Consider the following 17,220-nt stretch of genomic DNA (forward strand, 5'->3'; position numbering starts at 1 on the left):
AGGGAAAGTCGGTCTATATCGGCCACAACCCTGAGAACAGACAAGATTAAAGGGCGTGTGGGTACTTATGAAAACACTGGCAGGTAGACGTGCAACCGGACGGCTTGCGGCTGCAATCCTGATTGCGACCGGAACACTGGCCGGCACATTGGCTGCGCAGGCTCAATCAGAGCAAGTGGCCAAACCTTCGCAGTCTTTTCTCCAGGCTCTAACCGCTTTTGATACAGCCTGGGACAGTTCGGAACTTGCCTTCACCATCGTGAGCTTTTCCCAGGATGCAAGCACAGGCTATGGCAAATATACGCCGCTTAGCGAAGCGAAATTTGCCGATGGGGATACCATCAATGTTTATGCGGAACCTGTCGGATATGGCTTTCAGGAAACTGCGGATGGGTACACCTATGAACTCACTGCCAGCTACCGTCTTTTGAACCTGTCCGGACAGGTGCTTGCCGAACAAAGCAATTTCGCCTCATTTACCGGGACCAGCAGATCCAAGAAACGGGAGCTCTCTGCCGGGTTGAGTTTCCAGTTCAGTGGATTGCCGGCAGGCGATTATCAGCTCGAAACGAGCTTCAGCGACACATTCGGTGGAAAGAAGGCTGCCTTTAACCTGCCTTTCACGGTTGTCGAGGCCAATTGACCACTGAAACCTGCGGGCCAAAGAACAACGTTCGGCTAGCTTTTTGAGGCGCTAAAGGCCTTCGCCCTGACGAACCCTTGTCCGCAAGGGTGGCCTGGCACCCAAAAGCGTACAATTTATCATCACAAAGCATTGACAAGACGGCCTTCGGTACATAAATCGTGGGCGCGTTAGCACTCGCCTTTGAGGAGTGCTAGTAGCCTCATGAAGGGAAGGCCCTTCATGCGAAATCAACCTAGAAATCATGTCTCGCGCGCTGCCAATTGCGTGGGGCGCGCTCATGAGAGGAAACTAGTCTTATGGCATTTCGTCCACTGCACGACCGTGTCGTTGTTCGCCGCGTAGACTCTGAAGAGAAAACCGCTGGCGGCATTATCATTCCGGACACCGCAAAAGAGAAACCGCAGGAAGGCGAGATCATCGCCGTCGGTAATGGTGCTCGCAAAGACAATGGCGAGATCGTAGCTCTCGACGTCAAGGCAGGCGACCGCGTCCTGTTCGGCAAGTGGTCCGGCACCGAAGTTAAAATCGACGGTGAAGACCTCCTGATCATGAAGGAATCCGACATCATGGGCGTGATCGCTTAAGTCAGCGAACCGCTTTTTGATCTCTTCATCATTCCAATTTAAGTGAGACGACTACATGTCTGCTAAAGAAGTAAAATTCTCCTCCGACGCCCGTGAGCGCATGCTCAAAGGCGTGGACACCCTGGCAAACGCTGTAAAGGTAACCCTCGGCCCGAAAGGCCGTAACGTTGTTCTCGACAAAGCCTTCGGCGCTCCGCGTATCACCAAAGACGGTGTTTCCGTTGCCAAGGAAATCGAACTGGAAGACAAGTTCGAAAACATGGGCGCACAGATGGTGCGTGAAGTTGCTTCCAAAACCAACGACATCGCTGGTGACGGCACAACAACCGCAACTGTTCTGGCTCAAGCCATCGTCAAGGAAGGCGCAAAAGCAGTTGCTGCCGGCATGAATCCGATGGATCTGAAGCGCGGCGTCGATCTTGCTGCTGCTGAAGCTGTCAAGTCTCTGGAAGCTTCTTCCAAGACCATCACGACTTCTGAAGAAGTTGCACAGGTCGGCACCATTTCCGCCAATGGCGACGAGCAGGTCGGTCAGGACATTGCCGAAGCCATGCAGAAAGTCGGCAACGAAGGTGTTATCACCGTCGAGGAAGCCAAGTCTCTGGAAACCGAGCTCGAAGTCGTTGAAGGCATGCAGTTCGACCGTGGCTACCTGTCTCCTTACTTCGTCACCAACGCTGACAAAATGCTGGCTGACCTGGAGAAGCCTTACATCCTGCTGCACGAGAAAAAACTCTCCAACCTGCAGGCCATGCTGCCGATCCTGGAAGCTGTTGTTCAGTCATCCCGTCCGCTCATCATCATTGCTGAAGATGTTGAAGGCGAAGCGCTGGCAACCCTCGTTGTCAACAAACTGCGTGGCGGCCTGAAAATCGCTGCAGTCAAGGCTCCGGGCTTCGGCGACCGCCGTAAGGCCATGCTGGAAGACATCGCGATCCTCACCGGCGGCACCGTGATCTCCGAAGATCTCGGCATCAAGCTGGAGAACGTCTCCCTCGACATGCTCGGCACAGCCGAGAAAGTTGCCATCACCAAGGAAACCACCACCATCGTTGACGGTGCCGGTTCCAAGGAAGACATTGACGGCCGCGTTGGTCAGATCAAGGCACAGATCGAGGAAACCACTTCCGATTACGACCGTGAAAAGCTCCAGGAGCGTCTGGCCAAGCTTGCTGGCGGTGTTGCAGTTATCCGCGTTGGCGGTGCAACCGAAATCGAAGTGAAAGAGAAAAAAGACCGCGTTGACGATGCTCTGAACGCGACGCGTGCTGCTGTTGAAGAAGGCATCGTCCCAGGTGGCGGTACCGCTCTGCTGCGCGCCAAGAAAGCTGTCGAAGCTCTTTCTTCCGACAATTCCGACATCGAAGCCGGCATCAAGATCGTTCTGCGCGCTCTGGAAGCTCCGCTTCGTCAGATCGTTGAAAACGCTGGTGTCGAAGGCTCCATCGTTGTTGGCAAGATCCAGGAAAATGGCGATGACACATTCGGCTTCAACGCTCAGACCGAACAATTCGTCAACATGATCGAAGCCGGCATCATCGACCCGACCAAAGTTGTCCGTACTGCTCTGCAGGACGCAGCTTCCGTCGCCGGCCTGCTCATCACAACCGAAGCCATGGTTGCTGAGCTGCCGAAGAAAGAAGCAGCACCGGCAATGCCGGGCGGCGACATGGGCGGCATGGGCGGCATGGGCTTCTAAGCCAGTCGACCCTGACGATCCAAGACTTAAGGGCGAGCCATTGGCTCGCCCTTTTGCTTTGGCGATTGCGATCTTCTATTCTCGGCGACTGATGTGATTGATCAGTGGAGAGCTTGTTGAAACCCCAGCATGTGGAGTTGATCGTCACGATCGCCGAGCTTGGCAGCCTGGGAGCAGCTGCTGCCCGCATGAACAAGACCCAGCCGGCAATTACCAAGGCATTGAAAGCTGCCGAGACGGAGCTTGGAACGCCCATCTTCTTTCGGGCCTCCTATGGCGTCGTGCCCACGCGTGAGGGGCAACTTATTGTCGATCGTTGCCGGAAGATCTTCGGCGATATCAAGAAACTTCGCGAAGAGGTCGCCCAGATCCAGGGGGACTATGTCGGAACGATCGATATCATCGTATCGCCGCTTGTTGCGCTGAAGGTTGTTCCAGCCGTCCTGCGTCGCTTTCAACACCGGTTTCCAAATGTAAAAATAGGTATCACCGGCGGTCACGCCCCCGCAGCCTTTTCTCCCCTGCGGCGCGGGGAAGCCGATTTTGTTTTGGGACCTTCACCATCTCCCAGCGACCTTCCAGGGCTTCAGGCAACGCAATTGTTCTCAACACCGGTTTCAATCCTTACCGGCAGTCAATCACGGTACTTAAGCGTAACAGATCCACTGGATCTCAGAGACGGTCGCTGGATCATGATCGGACCAAAGGAGCGTCGCCCGGTCTATTACGAGATTTTTGAAAGAAGGGGCGTTCGTCCGCCCGAACCTTTTGCCCGCTCGGATTCCGTTCTAAGCATCCTTTCCATGCTTGAGGGAACCGATCTCTTGTGCTCGTTTCCAAGTCTGCCAATTCCCGAACTTCGGGCAAAGTGGGACATCGGCCTTGTGCCGATTGAGGAGACATTGCCGACAGTCTCCATTGCCATTACCAGCGCAAAAGACAGAATTCTTACACCGGCTGCCTTTGCCTTTTCAGACCTCGTTCTTGAGCATTGCAGGGAGTGGAACTGACTCATAACCAAAATTACCGAAAGAGAAAAACGGTGATTTGTAAGCTATGAGTAATTCGCCTTATTCTCTCCCATCTGGCGATCTTGGGAGGGACAGCGCTGAACATTCTCTTTGTCATGTATGACCAGTTGCGCTTTGACTACTTGAGCTGCGCCGGTCATCCACATTTACACACTCCGAATTTTGATCGTGTTGCGGCCATGGGCGTCCGGTTCACGAACGCTTATGTGCAGTCGCCGATTTGTGGTGCAAGCCGGATGAGCACCTATACCGGGCGCTATGCATCCTCGCACGGCGCACAATGGAACGGGTTTCCGTTGCGCATCGGCGAAATGACTATGGGCGACCATCTGCGCAAGCTCGGGATGGAGTGTTGGCTCATCGGCAAAACCCACATGAAAGCCGACAAGGAAGGCATGTCCCGTCTCGGCCTCAGCCCTGACAGCGTCATTGGAGCACGCCAGGAAGAATGCGGTTTCGATGTCTGGGTCCGAGACGATGGCCTCTGGGGCCAAGGGCCGGATGGCTTCTATGATGAAAAGCGGTCACCCTATAACGAGTATCTGAAATCCAAAGGCTACGAGAGCCCTAACCCATGGGCGGATTTTGCCAACGCTGGGATTAGTGACAATCAGATCGCCAGTGGATGGATGTTCGACAATGCCGACAAGGCCGCCAACATTCGCGAAGAAGACAGTGAAACACCCTGGCTGACCTCTCAGGCAATCGCGTTCATGGAACAGGCCAAGGGAACCTGGTGCGCGCATGTCAGCTATATCAAACCCCACTGGCCATACATCGTGCCGGCTCCCTACCACAATATGTTTGGCAAAAATCATGTACCGCAAGCAAAACGCCACGCGCTTGAACGTGAGGGCGCTCATCCGGTCTATGCGGCCTATATGGAAGGCAAGATATCGGAAGCTTTTCAGCAGGACCCTGTTCGTGAAAAAGTCATCCCTGCCTATATGGGGCTGATAAAACAGTGCGACGATCAGTTGGGCCGCCTTCTCGACTATCTGGAAGAAAGTGGACAACTGAAGGACACCATGATCGTCCTGACGTCCGACCATGGTGACTATCTGGGCGACCACTGGCTGGGCGAAAAAGACCTCTTTCATGAACAGTCGGTCAAAGTGCCGCTGATCATCCATGATCCCCGCGATGAAGCTCAAGGAACCCGTGGCACGACATGTGATGCCTTGGTGGAAGCCATTGATCTGCTACCAACCTTTGTCCAAGCGGCTGGCGGCAACGTGCCGGACCACATTCTCGAAGGTCGTAGCCTGGAACCATTCCTGCACGGGAAAGCGACCCAGACACGTGAATTCGTCATCAGCGAATTTGACTATTCGCCAACGCCTCAATGCGTGAAACTTGAGCTCGAACCCAGAGACGCACGCCTCTTCATGGTGTTCGACGGCCGCTACAAACTCATGCATGCAGAAGGCGGTTTTCGCCCGATGCTGTTTGACCTCGTGACCGATCCTGACGAGTTTGTCGACCTTGCGAAAGGCAACGAGCACACTGCGGAAATCGATCGTCTCTATGGCTACCTGGCGCAATGGGGACGGCGGCTGGCGCAACGAGTTACCAAATCGGAAGACGACATCAAGGCGATGCGTGGCCGTTCCCGGCGAAAGGGAATTCTCCCATTTCTCAAGGACGGCACCGAAGTTCCGGCAGAATTGACGGAGGCTTATCGCGGTCCAGCCCTTCAAAATCATCTCGATGAACGCAAGGAAGCGGGAGAGTGAGATGAGTGCAGTCCAGGCCGACAGTACAGAGACCAGTCGTCCTCCTTCTGGTCGCTTCGCAATCCACCTATCGGAAGTGCTCGCATTCTGTTTTGCGATGGTGATCCTGCTTTACGCGGCTTCGGGCCCGATCTCCGAGTTTGTTCGCTGGGTCATTGAAATGACCACGCCCGGCTTTGATGAACTTTCCAGACGCGACAAACGGTTGCTTTATCGCGAACACTGGCTTGGTGGCGGGTATCGAAGTTTTGAACGGGCCTTTCTGTTGCCCACCGGCCTGATACTGGGTCTCCCGATCCTGTTCGCCTTTGCGATTTCACTTCTCACACTTCATAGCAAACCCGCATTGCAATGGCTGAACTGGGTTCTAACGCTGCTGGCCATCGCCGCCTTTTCAGCATGGATTGTCAAAATTTTTGCGACCGATGGCGGCGCGCTTCCTTCCGCCCAACCGATCGACTACGTGATGTTTCCGCTCGCGACATTGATCACTCTCTATCTGACATGGCGCATGTTCGGCGGGTTCATTGTGGCGTTTTGCGCCTTCTGGGTCGTCTATTTCTTCATTCGGGGAGACTTGCCCGGCTGGACCGGGATCCTTGCCGGTTCCGATGCAACCTTTGCGCAAAATCTGCGCTCAATGGTGCAGAACTTCTGGGCTCAAACAGGGGGCATGTTCGGCCAGCCGCTTCAGGTCGTCTCGGGAAACGTTCTCATTTACATCGTGTTCGGCGCCGTAATGATGGCTTCAGGCGCAGGTGATTTGCTTCTAAAGATAGCCAATCGTTTGACCGGGAGCTTTGTCGGAGGCGCAGCCCATGCTGCGGTTGCCAGCTCCGCTCTGTTCGGGACGCTGTCGGGCGCTGCAATCTCGAATGTCGTCTCCACCGGTGTGATGACAATCCCTGTCATCAAGAAATCGGGCTTCCGGCCTGCCTTTGCCGGCGCTGTGGAAGCCGCCGCCTCCACAGGTGGTCAGGTGATGCCACCGGTCATGGGTGTTGTCGCATTTTTCGTCGCCGGCCAAATCGGCCTCGAATACCGCTACATCGTCGTTGCGGCGATCCTGCCGGCGATTTTTTACTATTTCGGCACCTTTTTGACCATCTACTTCGAGGCCAGAAAACAGGGGATCGGGACACTCAGGGCCGAAGACCGGCCTGCGCTCAACCGCATGGAACTCTTCCAGTGCCTGGTCTTCATCATTCCGCTAGGTGTTCTGACTTACTTCCTTTTCGTCCAGCCATCTGTACCCAAAGCAGGTTTCTACGGTCTGGTGGCAGCCCTTGTGACGGCACTGGTTCTCTTTCCAGCGTTCCGTTCTGCAGGCAGTCTCTGGTCGGCATTCGTGAGCGCGGGGCGCATGTCCGCGGCCATCGTTGTCATTGTTACCGCCATCGGCCTCATCGTTGGGTTGATTCAGGTATCCGGTTTTTCAGGCAGGCTTGCACTGTTGCTGACACAACTGGCGAGCGGGCCGCTTCCAGTTGTCTTGCTGGTCGTTGCGCTTGGCTCCATCGTGCTTGGAATGGGCCTTCCACCCGGTGCCACCTACTTCATCATCGTGATCGCGCTCAGTTCCGGCATTGAAGCGATCGGCATTCCACCGCTCACATTGCATCTGTTCGTGGTTTTCTTTGCCGTCATGTCAACAGTAACGCCGCCAGTTGCGCTGGCTGCATTTGCTGCAGCCCCTATCGCGGGCGCAGACCCCGTGCGGACGGGTTTTGAGGCAGCCCGCATTGGCATCGCCGGATTTCTGATCCCGTTTGTTTTCGTCTATCATCCAGCGGTTCTCTACAAGCTGCAGGTCCTCTTTGTCTGGTTTGGAGAAGACCTCCCGAACAGTCGCGCCATGCTCGATATCGCGACGGTTGGATGGCTCGAATTCGCATGGGTCATTGTCGCCTTCGTGCTCGCCATGTGGATGCTCGCTTCCGCATTAACGGGCTTTGATCGTGGCACTCTCAGCCCGTTTGAAAGACTGGTCAGGACCGCACTGGGTCTGCTCACGCTCGTACCAAGTCTTTTGGTAGCCGGCTTCGCAACTGTCGCCGGCATCGCATTGCTGGCGCGTCACTTTCATCTGTCACGGCTTTCAACACCAAAGGCACCAAAGGAATATGCATGATCAAGGGAGGAAACCTCATGCGCCGACTAAGTCTTGCGACTGTTCTCGCTACAACCCTTATTGCTTCATCCAGTTGGGCGGAGGAAGTCACGTTAAAGATGGCCACCATCGCGCCGAGCCTCGGCCAGGCGATCACGATGGCTACCTTTGCCAATATCGTGACCGAGAATTTGGATGACGTCACGATTGAGGTCGCTGCTGGCGGCGCCGCAACTGTCCACATGCTCGAAGTTGCCAAACGCAATCTCGACATGTCGATGGGCTCTCCGACCATCCACTCGCTACTCAGTAACAAGAGGGCAATGTACAAGGACGTGGAAAACCACGAGGAGCTTGCCGGAAACATCAGCCAGCTCATGGCTTTTCCCTGGGGAGCTTATCACTTTGCGGTCCGCCCTGATAGCGGGATCGAATATCTCGATGATATTGAAGGAACAACCGTGTTTCTGGGGCCGCAAGGCGGCGGAGCCTACAATGCTGCCAAAGGCTGGATCCAATCGACCACAGGCCTTGTTGCAGGCGAAGACTATGATGCGATCAAGGCAAACTGGAAAACTGGCTTTCAGGCATTTCTGGATGGCAAGATCGACATGTATGTCAATGGTTGTATCGACCCCTGCCAGCAGTTCATACAGTTCACGGAAACTGAGAAGGTGCGGTTCATCGGACCGGAAGATGATAGCGGTGACGCGGTCGACAAGTTTCTCGGCAAGTTCCGCCACCGCACAGAAGTGCCTGCAGGCCTTTATGCAAATCAAGTCAATGACGGCCCCGTCAAATCCAACGATACCGGAGTCAGCATTGCAGTTCGCACCGATCTTGACGAAGAGCTGGTCTACAACATGACCAAGGCTTTCTGGGAGAATGTCGACAGCATCGCGTCCGATGCCCCTTGGGCCAAAGCTCTGACACCCGAATATGCCGCAAAAGCGGAAGGCACCATCAAGCTGCACCCAGGCGCAGAGCGCTACTACAAGGAAATCGGCGCGCTGTAACCGGCAGCTTCCAAAGGTCGTCGGCGGCGTCACTAATGCAACGCGTGATGCCGGCGACTTCAACCTGCGTGTCAGGCAGGCTCTCTAGAATCGTTTGGCATGATCAATTCGGAAGCACCGTGATCCGCCTCTGTTTCAGGAATTCAATGGTGGGCAGGTCAGTTGCCAGTGAAATCGCCTTTTCATAGCAGGCAAGAGCCTCATTGTTACGGCCTGCCCTGGCTTCCAAGTCGGCTTTGACAGCCCAGAAAGGCTGGAATGCCGGACCGACACTTTCCTCAATCGCCTCGATGGCCGCAAGCCCAGCTTCTGCGCCATGCAATCGGCCGGTAATCGCAGCTTGTGCAACAAGTCCGCCAGCCGTTGGCACTTTGGTCAAATAGGCATGATAGAGCTTGTTGAGCGCCTTCCAGTCCGTTTCACCGCTTTGTTTCCGTTCTATATGAACGGCTTCGATTGCCGCCTCTATCTGAAACCGGTCCACCGCTTTCAAACGATAGGCACGCGACAAGTGTCGCTTGCCGTAGCTGATCAATTCGTCATTCCAAAGCTTGGTGTCCTGTTCATCCGTCGGCACAAGCACACCAGCGACTAGTCGGGCATTTACGCGCGCATGGCTGAAGGCGATCAGCGCAGAAAGACCCAGAGCCTCTGCGTTATCCGGCAGCAACTTGCACAAAAGATCCGAAAGGTAGAGCGCTTCCTCACCCAGCGTTTCTGCCGGATCGAGCCAATCATGAGCATGCAGACCGTAGATCGCTTCAAGAACGGAATTGCTCCGTTCGGGCAATACGTCCTGATCCGGAACTTTGAAGGGAATGCCCGCATCCCGGATTTTTGTCTTGGCACGTACAAGCCGCTTTGAAAGTGCGGCCGGAGACATCAAATAGAGGCGCGCTATATGCTTGGCATCAAGTCCGAGGACTGTTTGAAGCATCAAGGGCGTATGCAAATCTGCGGCGATCGCAGGGTGTGCGCAGACCATCATGAGAGCCAGGCGTTGATCTGGAAATTCAGGATCAGAACTTTCTTCTTCCGGCATGTCGGGCAACTCGTGTTCGGTTGGAAAGCGCGTCCTACGCCTTTGCACGTCTGTCAAACGGTTGCGCGCAACCGTCAAAAGCCATGCATCCGGATTGCCGGGCACCCCATTGGTCGGCCAATGGTCAAGCGCCTTGGCAAATGCATCCGCCAAAGCATCTTCGGCCTTGGCAATATCGCTCGTGCGCGCTGACAGAAGAGCGAGCAGACGCCCATAAGAAGCCCGCGCCGCCATTTCGGCAGCACGGGCAGCATCGCTCAATTGCCCCCCATCGCGGATGCTCGAATTTCGACTTTTCCGGTTTTCGCAGCCGGGCATTTTTCTGCCCAAACCATTGCCGCATCCAGATCCGGAACGTCTACGACGAAATATCCGCCAAGTGTTTCCTTGGTGTCGGCAAAGGGACCATCCTGGATTTCCTTTGCACCCGCCTTCAGAGAAAGGGTTGTCGCCGTCTGCACCGGCTGCAGCCAATCGGTGTCCACAAAGACACCAGCTTCCTGCAGGGCACCGATATAGGCTCCGTAGACTTCCTTTTCGGCTTCCCAGTCTTCAGCAGTCATGTGCGCAAGGTCGGCCGGGTCCGTATAAAGCAAGAATGTATAACGCATTTTGTTTCCTCAATTTTTCAAGCCGATGATCACGCGGCAGATGCCAGGTTGTCGAGACCCTGTTCAAAGGTCTTGCCGACCATTCCATCCATAAAGAGCCCAAAGACCCGAAAGACCGGATTGTAACCAAGGTCCATGTCCATGCGCCATGTGACGAGCGTTCCACCCTGTGCTTCCACAGCCGAGATCTCCTGGGCTGGTTTACCCATTGCACCAAGATCTATGTTGTAGCGCACGGTATCTTGAGTCACTGCTGCTACGGTTTGACTGCCCTTCCCGTCTTTGCCGTTGAACCGGAAACCGGACCCAACCCCGCTTTCAGGCCCGAAGGGAGTGATCTTCAGGTTGGCATCGGCGGTTAGATAAGGATTGAATTTCTGATACCCGGCATTGGAAGCTGCCAGGGACAAGATCGTTGCAGGGCTCGTTGCCATCACGGCCTGGCGTTCAACATGTATCTGCCTTGGCAACAGCAAAGTTCCAGCAGCGATCAATGTCAGAGCGCCGACACCACCGGCCAAATAAGTCCAAATCGTCATGATGTCCTCTCAGTCTGTTCTTGAAAGCACCTTGCTTTCACTGACATGACGAACGGTTTGGGTCCCGATGGACATCGACGGACATTTTTTTGAAATTGAAAAAAACTTTGCCGGGCGCTCGGTACTTTCAGGCTTTTTCCGATAGGAGGCAGATGTAAGGATACTTTACATCAGCATCTTGCGGCCTGACGAAGTTTCGATCTCCGCGCAGTATCGAACACGTTCGCCAAACCGAACCGACGGCGGGTGTTCGACGTTTAGTGCGCGATAAAGATCTTCTAGTGATTGCGGGTCAGGATGCTCGACTTTCAGCGCAAGAAGGCGTGCTCCCAAATCTGGTATTTCCGCCATGGAAGTCGGGGCACCACGATGATCGATCAGCGACGGCAATGCCCCTTCGAATGGTAGTGTCCCGTCTTTGGGGATGGAAAACGCAAACTCCGGTTGCTTAAAGGGAAGCGCAACTTCTTCTCCGAGGTGATCTCCATACTTTGAGAGCACAGCGCCGATATCCGCAGTGCTGGCAACCCAACCCCTGAGGCGACGGCCTTCGTCCCAGTTCATCCTGACAGTTTCCTGATCATCCAGTCCGAACCATCGCGACCGGTGTGGCCGCTGTCCATCAGGATCAACCGCGACTATTTCCAGATAGACGCGATCGCCAAGCTGGAGCCTGTGATTGTGAGTGCCCATATAGACGTGCCGTGTGCCGAACGGCACGTCCAGATCAAGACAGTCCCGGACATGAGCAACACCTTCGGCCAGTGTCGGCGCGATGACGGTCAAGTGGTCAAGTTTCAGCATGCAGAGGTTCCTCTTGCGGGTAGGAATCGAGACAGCCCAAATTCAAGATTGTTAACCATACGCTGCCATCATCTGTGCCAATTCTATTTTAGGTGACGACGTCATTCGGCAGCGGTGGCCCCTTTGAAAATCGAACTCGCGCCAATTCGTACGATCTTCGGCATTGATCTGCGCACACTTGCACTTTTTCGCATTCTACTTGGCGTCTACATCCTGATTGATCTCGCGATGCGAAGTCGGGATCTGGTCGAACATTACACAGATGCAGGTGTTATGCCGCGATCTGTTCAGATCGATCATCTTTATGTCACCACTTGGTCATTCCATCTGGCAAATGGGGCAGCTTGGTTTCAAGGACTTTTGTTCGGGATCTCAGGCTTTGCGGCTCTCTGTCTGATCGCTGGTTGGCGTACGCGTTTCATGACGGTCATCTCCTGGGGCCTGATGCTGTCGGTGCAGAACAGGAACACCTTTATCCTCTCCGGCGAAGACAATCTTTCCCTTCTTTTACTCTTTTGGGCGTTGTTCTTGCCATTGGGAGCCCGTTATTCCGTTGATGCCGCGCTGGACAAAACGCAAAGCTTTGTCAAAAACGAATATGCCTCATTCGCCACAGGTGCCCTGCTCCTACAAGGCATGTCGATGTATTTCTTCAGCGCGCTTTTGAAGACACATCCGATCTGGTTCAAAGACGGCACGGCGGTGCACTATGCCCTTCAGCTTGACTATCTGGTGACAGCTTTTTCACTCTGGTTCAGGCAATTTCAGGATCTGATGACAGGGCTAACCTACTATGTCTATTTGCTTGAGCTGGTCGGACCGTTCCTAATCTTTTCACCCTTGTTTCACCGAACTCTTCGAATGACTTTCATGCTGGCCTTCATGTCCATGCATTTGGCGTTTCTTCTTTTTCTAGAAATTGGGTTTTTCCCGCTCATCTCCATCATCATGAACCTTACCTTCATGCCTGGTTGGATGTGGGATGCCATCGCCAGGAGGTTGCCTCAGCGCGCCAATGCTGGCCTACATTTGTGGTTCGATCGAGGATGCGATTTCTGCGAGAAGACCTGTTGCTTCTTGCGGGTGTTTCTGTTTCTGCCGGCAACGCAAACCCGTCCTGCGCAGGATGACCCTGACATCGGTGCCGAGCTGGAAGCACGAAACTCATGGGTCGTCACCAACGGCAATGAACACCACTACAAGTTCCAGGCACTTGCCCTTGTCTTCTGTTCGTCACCGATCTTCTTTCCTATCGGCTGGCTGCTCAAACGCGCCATATTTCGAAATGTCGGCGACCGGCTCTACGACTTGGTTGGCCGCAACCGGAAAAAACTCTCAAAGATATCCCGCAAATGGTTTGCGTGGCGCACCTCACCCCCACAGTTCGGCGTTGTGACCCAATTGCTGGCTGTGATTTTCCTGTGTTTCATCACAGTGCAGAACCTCGCCACCTTACCATGGAGCGGCGTCTCTCCGTTACCTGCTTCTTTCAAGATGGTTCGCCAAGCGCTCGGCCTTTATCAGCACTGGACTATGTTTGCCCCTTTTCCGGAGATGACCAGTCCATGGCCAGTCATTGAGGGTGAACTTGCAGACGGGATGATCGTGGATGTCTACAACGGCAAGGTGGGGCTGGCAAACTTTGGAAAACCGGATTTGGTTTCAAAAGTTTATGGGAATTACAGGTGGCGCAAATTCCTGTCGAACCTTGAAGACCAGTCCTACGAGGATGGACCTCAATTTCTCGCGCTGAGTTACGGTCGCTATCTTTGCCGGGACTGGGCCCGATTGAATCCGGACAAGCCCGTGCTGCAAAGCTTTGTCATCTATTTCCAGATTGAAAGATCGCAACCACCCGGGCTGCCAAAACATATTCAAACGCGGCAGGTCTGGAACCATGACTGCGCCGGGTAATCGATTTTTTCTATCTCTCAGTGGCCAGCAAGCTAGTTCCTTGGAGGGATGTTGACTGCCTTTTCGCTCGCAGGCCGCGCCAGGCAGGTTTCAACCCAGCGAACCACATTCTTGTGATCCAGATATCCGGTCACCTCGGCTGCTTCATAAAACCCGTTGATGTTGCGTGCCCAGGGCCAGCTGGTGACATCCGCGATTGTATAGTCATCGCCCATGATGAATTGCCGCCCTTCGAGTTGGCGGTCCAGAAGACCGAGAAGCCTTTTGACTTCGTCGCGATAACGCTCGAACGGACGACGGTCTTCATATTCCTTGCCGGCGAACTTGTGAAAGAAGCCAAGCTGGCCGGTCATTGGACCCAGTCCGCCCATCTGCCACATCAACCATTGGATTGTCTCATATTTCGCTGCCGGATCGGCCGGAAGCAGCTTGCCCGACTTTTCTGCGAGATAAATCAGGATGGCGCCCGACTCCCACAGAGCCAGAGGCTTACCATCCGGGCCGTTGGGATCGATGATCGCCGGGATCTTATTGTTCGGGTTGAGCGACAGGAACTCCGGGGTCATTTGGTCATTGGTCGCGAAATCGACTTTATGAGCTTCATATGCCAATCCCGTTTCTTCCAGCATCGCCGATACCTTGATGCCGTTCGGTGTCGGCAATGAATAGAGCTGGATCCGGTCAGGGTGTTGAGCAGGCCATTTCCGGGTGATTGGGTAGTCGGTCAACGCAGTCATAAAATGCTCTCTTCTAATTCTGTTCCAGTGGTCTTTGCCGGATTAAGCTGCGCATATAGGACATCGCGATCGTATTTAAAACCCATCGCCTGTTGGCGATGAATAATTAGAGAAGACAGAAGCTCGCAAACACCTTATAGCTCGCGCGCTCAAACGGAGAGCCCCTTAAGCTGAGCTCAGGGCCAGGCCTTTTCATGGAGAATTTGATGTCGGACGACAGGGAAGCGCGTATTGAAAAGCTTGAAATTGATCTCGCTCACGCCAACAACACCATCGACGAACTCAATACCGTTGTGATCGAGCAAGGCAAACAGATCGAGCGAATGAAACGTGTCCTTGCAAACATGACTGATCAGGTGGAAGAGCTGATGGACAACGTGCTGCCGGGCCACCAGATCGACAAACCACCTCACTACTGAGGAAATTTGGGGCGTTTGATCCATTCCAAGGCCCGCTTTTGCAAAGACACTATGCTGACGTAAGCTTCAAAGAAGGTGCTTCATGCGTGTCTTGAAATATCTGGGTTTTCTAATCGTCCTGATTGCCGGTATTGCCGGCATCTCCTGGTGGAATGCGCGCCCGCCTATTGTTGAAGTCGTTGCGCCCTATAGAGGCAGTGCGGCGGAAGTCGTCTACGCGACGGCTGTTGTTGAACCCGTTCGTTGGGCCAAAGTCACCAGCATTATCCGTGAGCGCATTACCTCTCTCTGCGGTTGCGAAGGCATGGAAGTCGCCAAGGGAGACCAGCTCGCCGAGCTGGACAGTGGCGATGCCCGTGCGACACTGGCCGAGCTGGAAGCACGACAGGTTCTTGCCAAGTCCGACAGACAACGCGCCATGCAGCTCCTGGAACGACGGGTGGTCAGCCAACAGGTCTACGACAAAGCCCAAAGCGAACTCATCCGCGTCAATGCCATGATTGCAGCACAAAAGGAGCGCTTGCGCGACTACAGTATCGTCGCTCCGATGGACGGCGTAATCCTGCGTCAGGATGGTTCGGTCGGTGAAGTTGCAGAGCCTGGAGATGTTCTGTTTTGGATTGGGCAACCCCAACCGCTGCAGCTGATTGCGGAAGTCAATGAAGAAGACATTCCGAAAGTCGTCAAAGGTCAGAAAGCACTCATCAAGGCAGACGCGTTTCCAAATCGGGACCTGATGGCAACTGTTTCACGGATCACGCCCATGGGCGATCCCGTGTTGAAGAACTACCGTGTCTATCTGGATCTGCCGGACGACACACCCTTGCGCATCGGAATGACCGCTGAAATCAATATTGTCACGGCTGAGGAAAGCGACACTTTGCTTTTGCCGCTTGCCGCCTTTGATGGTGCAAACGTGCAGGCGATTGCTGAAGACAACACTGTCTCGCTTCTACAGGTCGATACCGGAATCCGTGGCACACGCGCTGTAGAAGTTTTGGACGGTGTGGACCCGAACTCAAGAATTGTCTTTCCCTATAATTCAGACCTGAAAGCGGGGCAGACCGTCCGGACCGAGGCCGGGAAACAGCCATGATTCTATTGCTCAGGATCGCGGCAACTCATGTGCGCAACCGCATGCGTCAGACGGTGGTGTCGACGCTTGGCGTCGCACTCGGGGTTGGCTTTTCAGTTGCCATGGCTGGCTTGATGGAAGGCTCTCAACGGGATTTCATGTCAACATTGATCGAAGCAATTCCGCATGTCGAGATCCAGGATGAACAACGTGCTCCGGCCTTGCAACCCGCCAGCGAACGGTTTGACGCAGTTGCATTTCACGGACTCAGACCGAAGGAAGATCTGCGCGGTATCCGCAATCCGACAGAGGCTTTGGCATCGTTACGCGATTGGGTGAACGGTTCCATGGCACAGCGATTGAGCGGCCAGGCGGTGCTGCGCTACAGCGGACAGGACATCGGCCTGACCCTGACCGGGGTCGTGCCGCGTTATGAACTTGAAGTCTCCAAGATCGAGGACGACATGCGCCAGGGGTCTCTTAAGGATCTTGAGGTGACTTCAAATGGTCTTGTGCTTGGCCGGAAGGCTGCTCAAAGACTCGGCGCAGATATCGGGGACACTGTCACACTGACATCGGCAAACGGTGTGGCAAAAAGGTTCAAGATCGTCGGACTTTTTCACACCGGCATCACCGCCAGCGACGAAGGCTTTGCTTACGCGCCCCTGAAAGCTGTCCAGATCCTTCTGGAAAAACCCGACATCATCAACAGCATCTCCATTCGTCTTTCAAATATTGGCGAGGCAAACGATGTCGCTTCCCGCGCCGAACGCCAGCTCGGATACAAGGCAGTTTCCTGGGAGGAAGCGAATGAAGGACTGATGGAAGCCTTCTTCGTGCGCAACATCATCATGTATACGGTCGTCGGTGCCATACTGGTCGTGGCAGGCTTCGGCATTTTCAACATCGTGTCCACCATCGTCCATGAAAAGGCAAAAGACATCGCGATCCTGAAATCACTCGGATTTCCGGAGAGGGACATTCAGCAGATTTTCGTCCTTGAAGGCCTCGTGATCGGCGTGCTTGGCGCGATCGCCGGGTCAGTGCTCGGTTTCGGACTTTCCAGCTACCTCGCAACCGTAAAGTTCGAACTTACGACGGATGTTGAGGTGACCAGTCTGCCGATTTATTTTTCGACGCTGCATTACGTGATCGCCTGCTTTCTGGCGCTGTTTTCTTCCGCAATTGCCGGCCTGATCCCTGCCCGCAAGGCTGCCCGTCTCAATCCCGTTGACATCATACGGGGGGCGACGTGAC

At 54.4% G+C, this 17,220-nt stretch carries 16 protein-coding genes; 11 read left to right on the forward strand and 5 right to left on the reverse strand.

Annotation, left to right across the window (positions count from 1 at the left end):
* Positions 1-67: 67 nt before the first annotated feature.
* From FIV00_RS24230 to FIV00_RS24260, 7 genes are all read left to right on the forward strand, one after another.
* Positions 68-643: a hypothetical protein gene (locus tag FIV00_RS24230; protein WP_152503154.1), complete on the forward strand. Its 576-nt coding sequence runs from the start codon at positions 68-70 to the stop codon at positions 641-643.
* A gap of 299 nt (positions 644-942) precedes the next feature.
* Positions 943-1,230, forward strand: coding sequence for a co-chaperone GroES (gene groES / locus FIV00_RS24235; RefSeq protein WP_152503155.1), 288 nt, complete (start codon positions 943-945; stop codon positions 1,228-1,230).
* Positions 1,231-1,285: 55 nt separating this feature from the next.
* A complete protein-coding gene (gene groL, locus FIV00_RS24240; protein ID WP_152503156.1) occupies positions 1,286-2,929 on the forward strand; it encodes a chaperonin GroEL in 1,644 nt (547 codons plus the stop codon).
* A gap of 116 nt (positions 2,930-3,045) precedes the next feature.
* On the forward strand, positions 3,046-3,939 hold the full coding sequence (locus FIV00_RS24245) for a LysR family transcriptional regulator (RefSeq protein WP_173006130.1): 894 nt from the start codon (positions 3,046-3,048) through the stop codon (positions 3,937-3,939).
* A 116-nt stretch (positions 3,940-4,055) separates the two neighbouring features.
* Positions 4,056-5,696, forward strand: coding sequence for a sulfatase-like hydrolase/transferase (locus FIV00_RS24250; protein ID WP_371419590.1), 1,641 nt, complete (start codon positions 4,056-4,058; stop codon positions 5,694-5,696).
* Between the two features lies 1 nt (position 5,697).
* Complete coding sequence (locus tag FIV00_RS24255; RefSeq protein ID WP_173006131.1) at positions 5,698-7,827, forward strand: TRAP transporter fused permease subunit; 2,130 nt, start codon at positions 5,698-5,700, stop codon at positions 7,825-7,827.
* A gap of 17 nt (positions 7,828-7,844) precedes the next feature.
* Positions 7,845-8,822, forward strand: a complete 978-nt coding sequence (locus FIV00_RS24260; RefSeq protein ID WP_173006132.1) for a TAXI family TRAP transporter solute-binding subunit — start codon at positions 7,845-7,847, stop codon at positions 8,820-8,822.
* A 103-nt stretch (positions 8,823-8,925) separates the two neighbouring features.
* On the opposite strand, the gene FIV00_RS24265 is transcribed toward FIV00_RS24260, so the two are convergent.
* The 4 genes from FIV00_RS24265 to FIV00_RS24280 form a co-directional block, all read right to left on the reverse strand.
* The gene (locus FIV00_RS24265) at positions 8,926-10,125 is read right to left on the reverse strand and encodes an RNA polymerase sigma factor (RefSeq protein WP_209006694.1); all 1,200 of its coding nucleotides are present in this window, start codon (positions 10,123-10,125) and stop codon (positions 8,926-8,928) included.
* A complete protein-coding gene (locus FIV00_RS24270) occupies positions 10,122-10,475 on the reverse strand; it encodes a YciI family protein (protein WP_152503161.1) in 354 nt (117 codons plus the stop codon). Before FIV00_RS24270 ends, FIV00_RS24265 begins: the two co-directional genes overlap by 4 nt.
* Before the next feature lie 29 nt (positions 10,476-10,504).
* Positions 10,505-11,014 carry an SRPBCC family protein gene (locus tag FIV00_RS24275; protein ID WP_152503162.1) on the reverse strand — a complete coding sequence of 170 codons (510 nt, stop codon included), beginning with the start codon at positions 11,012-11,014 and terminating at the stop codon, positions 10,505-10,507.
* A 165-nt stretch (positions 11,015-11,179) separates the two neighbouring features.
* Positions 11,180-11,818, reverse strand: coding sequence for a VOC family protein (locus FIV00_RS24280; RefSeq protein ID WP_152503163.1), 639 nt, complete (start codon positions 11,816-11,818; stop codon positions 11,180-11,182).
* A gap of 123 nt (positions 11,819-11,941) precedes the next feature.
* Between FIV00_RS24280 and FIV00_RS24285 the strand changes: the two genes are divergently transcribed.
* A complete protein-coding gene (locus tag FIV00_RS24285) occupies positions 11,942-13,732 on the forward strand; it encodes a DCC1-like thiol-disulfide oxidoreductase family protein (protein WP_152503164.1) in 1,791 nt (596 codons plus the stop codon).
* A gap of 32 nt (positions 13,733-13,764) precedes the next feature.
* On the opposite strand, the gene FIV00_RS24290 is transcribed toward FIV00_RS24285, so the two are convergent.
* On the reverse strand, positions 13,765-14,469 hold the full coding sequence (locus FIV00_RS24290) for a glutathione S-transferase N-terminal domain-containing protein (RefSeq protein WP_152503165.1): 705 nt from the start codon (positions 14,467-14,469) through the stop codon (positions 13,765-13,767).
* A 206-nt stretch (positions 14,470-14,675) separates the two neighbouring features.
* Between FIV00_RS24290 and FIV00_RS24295 the strand changes: the two genes are divergently transcribed.
* From FIV00_RS24295 to FIV00_RS24305, 3 genes are all read left to right on the forward strand, one after another.
* Positions 14,676-14,888, forward strand: coding sequence for a SlyX family protein (locus tag FIV00_RS24295; protein ID WP_152503166.1), 213 nt, complete (start codon positions 14,676-14,678; stop codon positions 14,886-14,888).
* 82 nt (positions 14,889-14,970) lie between these two features.
* Positions 14,971-15,984 carry an efflux RND transporter periplasmic adaptor subunit gene (locus FIV00_RS24300; RefSeq protein WP_152503167.1) on the forward strand — a complete coding sequence of 338 codons (1,014 nt, stop codon included), beginning with the start codon at positions 14,971-14,973 and terminating at the stop codon, positions 15,982-15,984.
* A complete protein-coding gene (locus FIV00_RS24305) occupies positions 15,981-17,219 on the forward strand; it encodes an ABC transporter permease (protein WP_152503168.1) in 1,239 nt (412 codons plus the stop codon). The genes FIV00_RS24300 and FIV00_RS24305 overlap by 4 nt, the downstream gene beginning before the upstream one ends.
* Position 17,220 lies beyond the last annotated feature (1 nt).

The sequence above is a fragment of the Labrenzia sp. THAF82 genome (assembly GCF_009363435.1).
GTDB classification, from domain to species: domain Bacteria; phylum Pseudomonadota; class Alphaproteobacteria; order Rhizobiales; family Stappiaceae; genus Roseibium; species Roseibium porphyridii.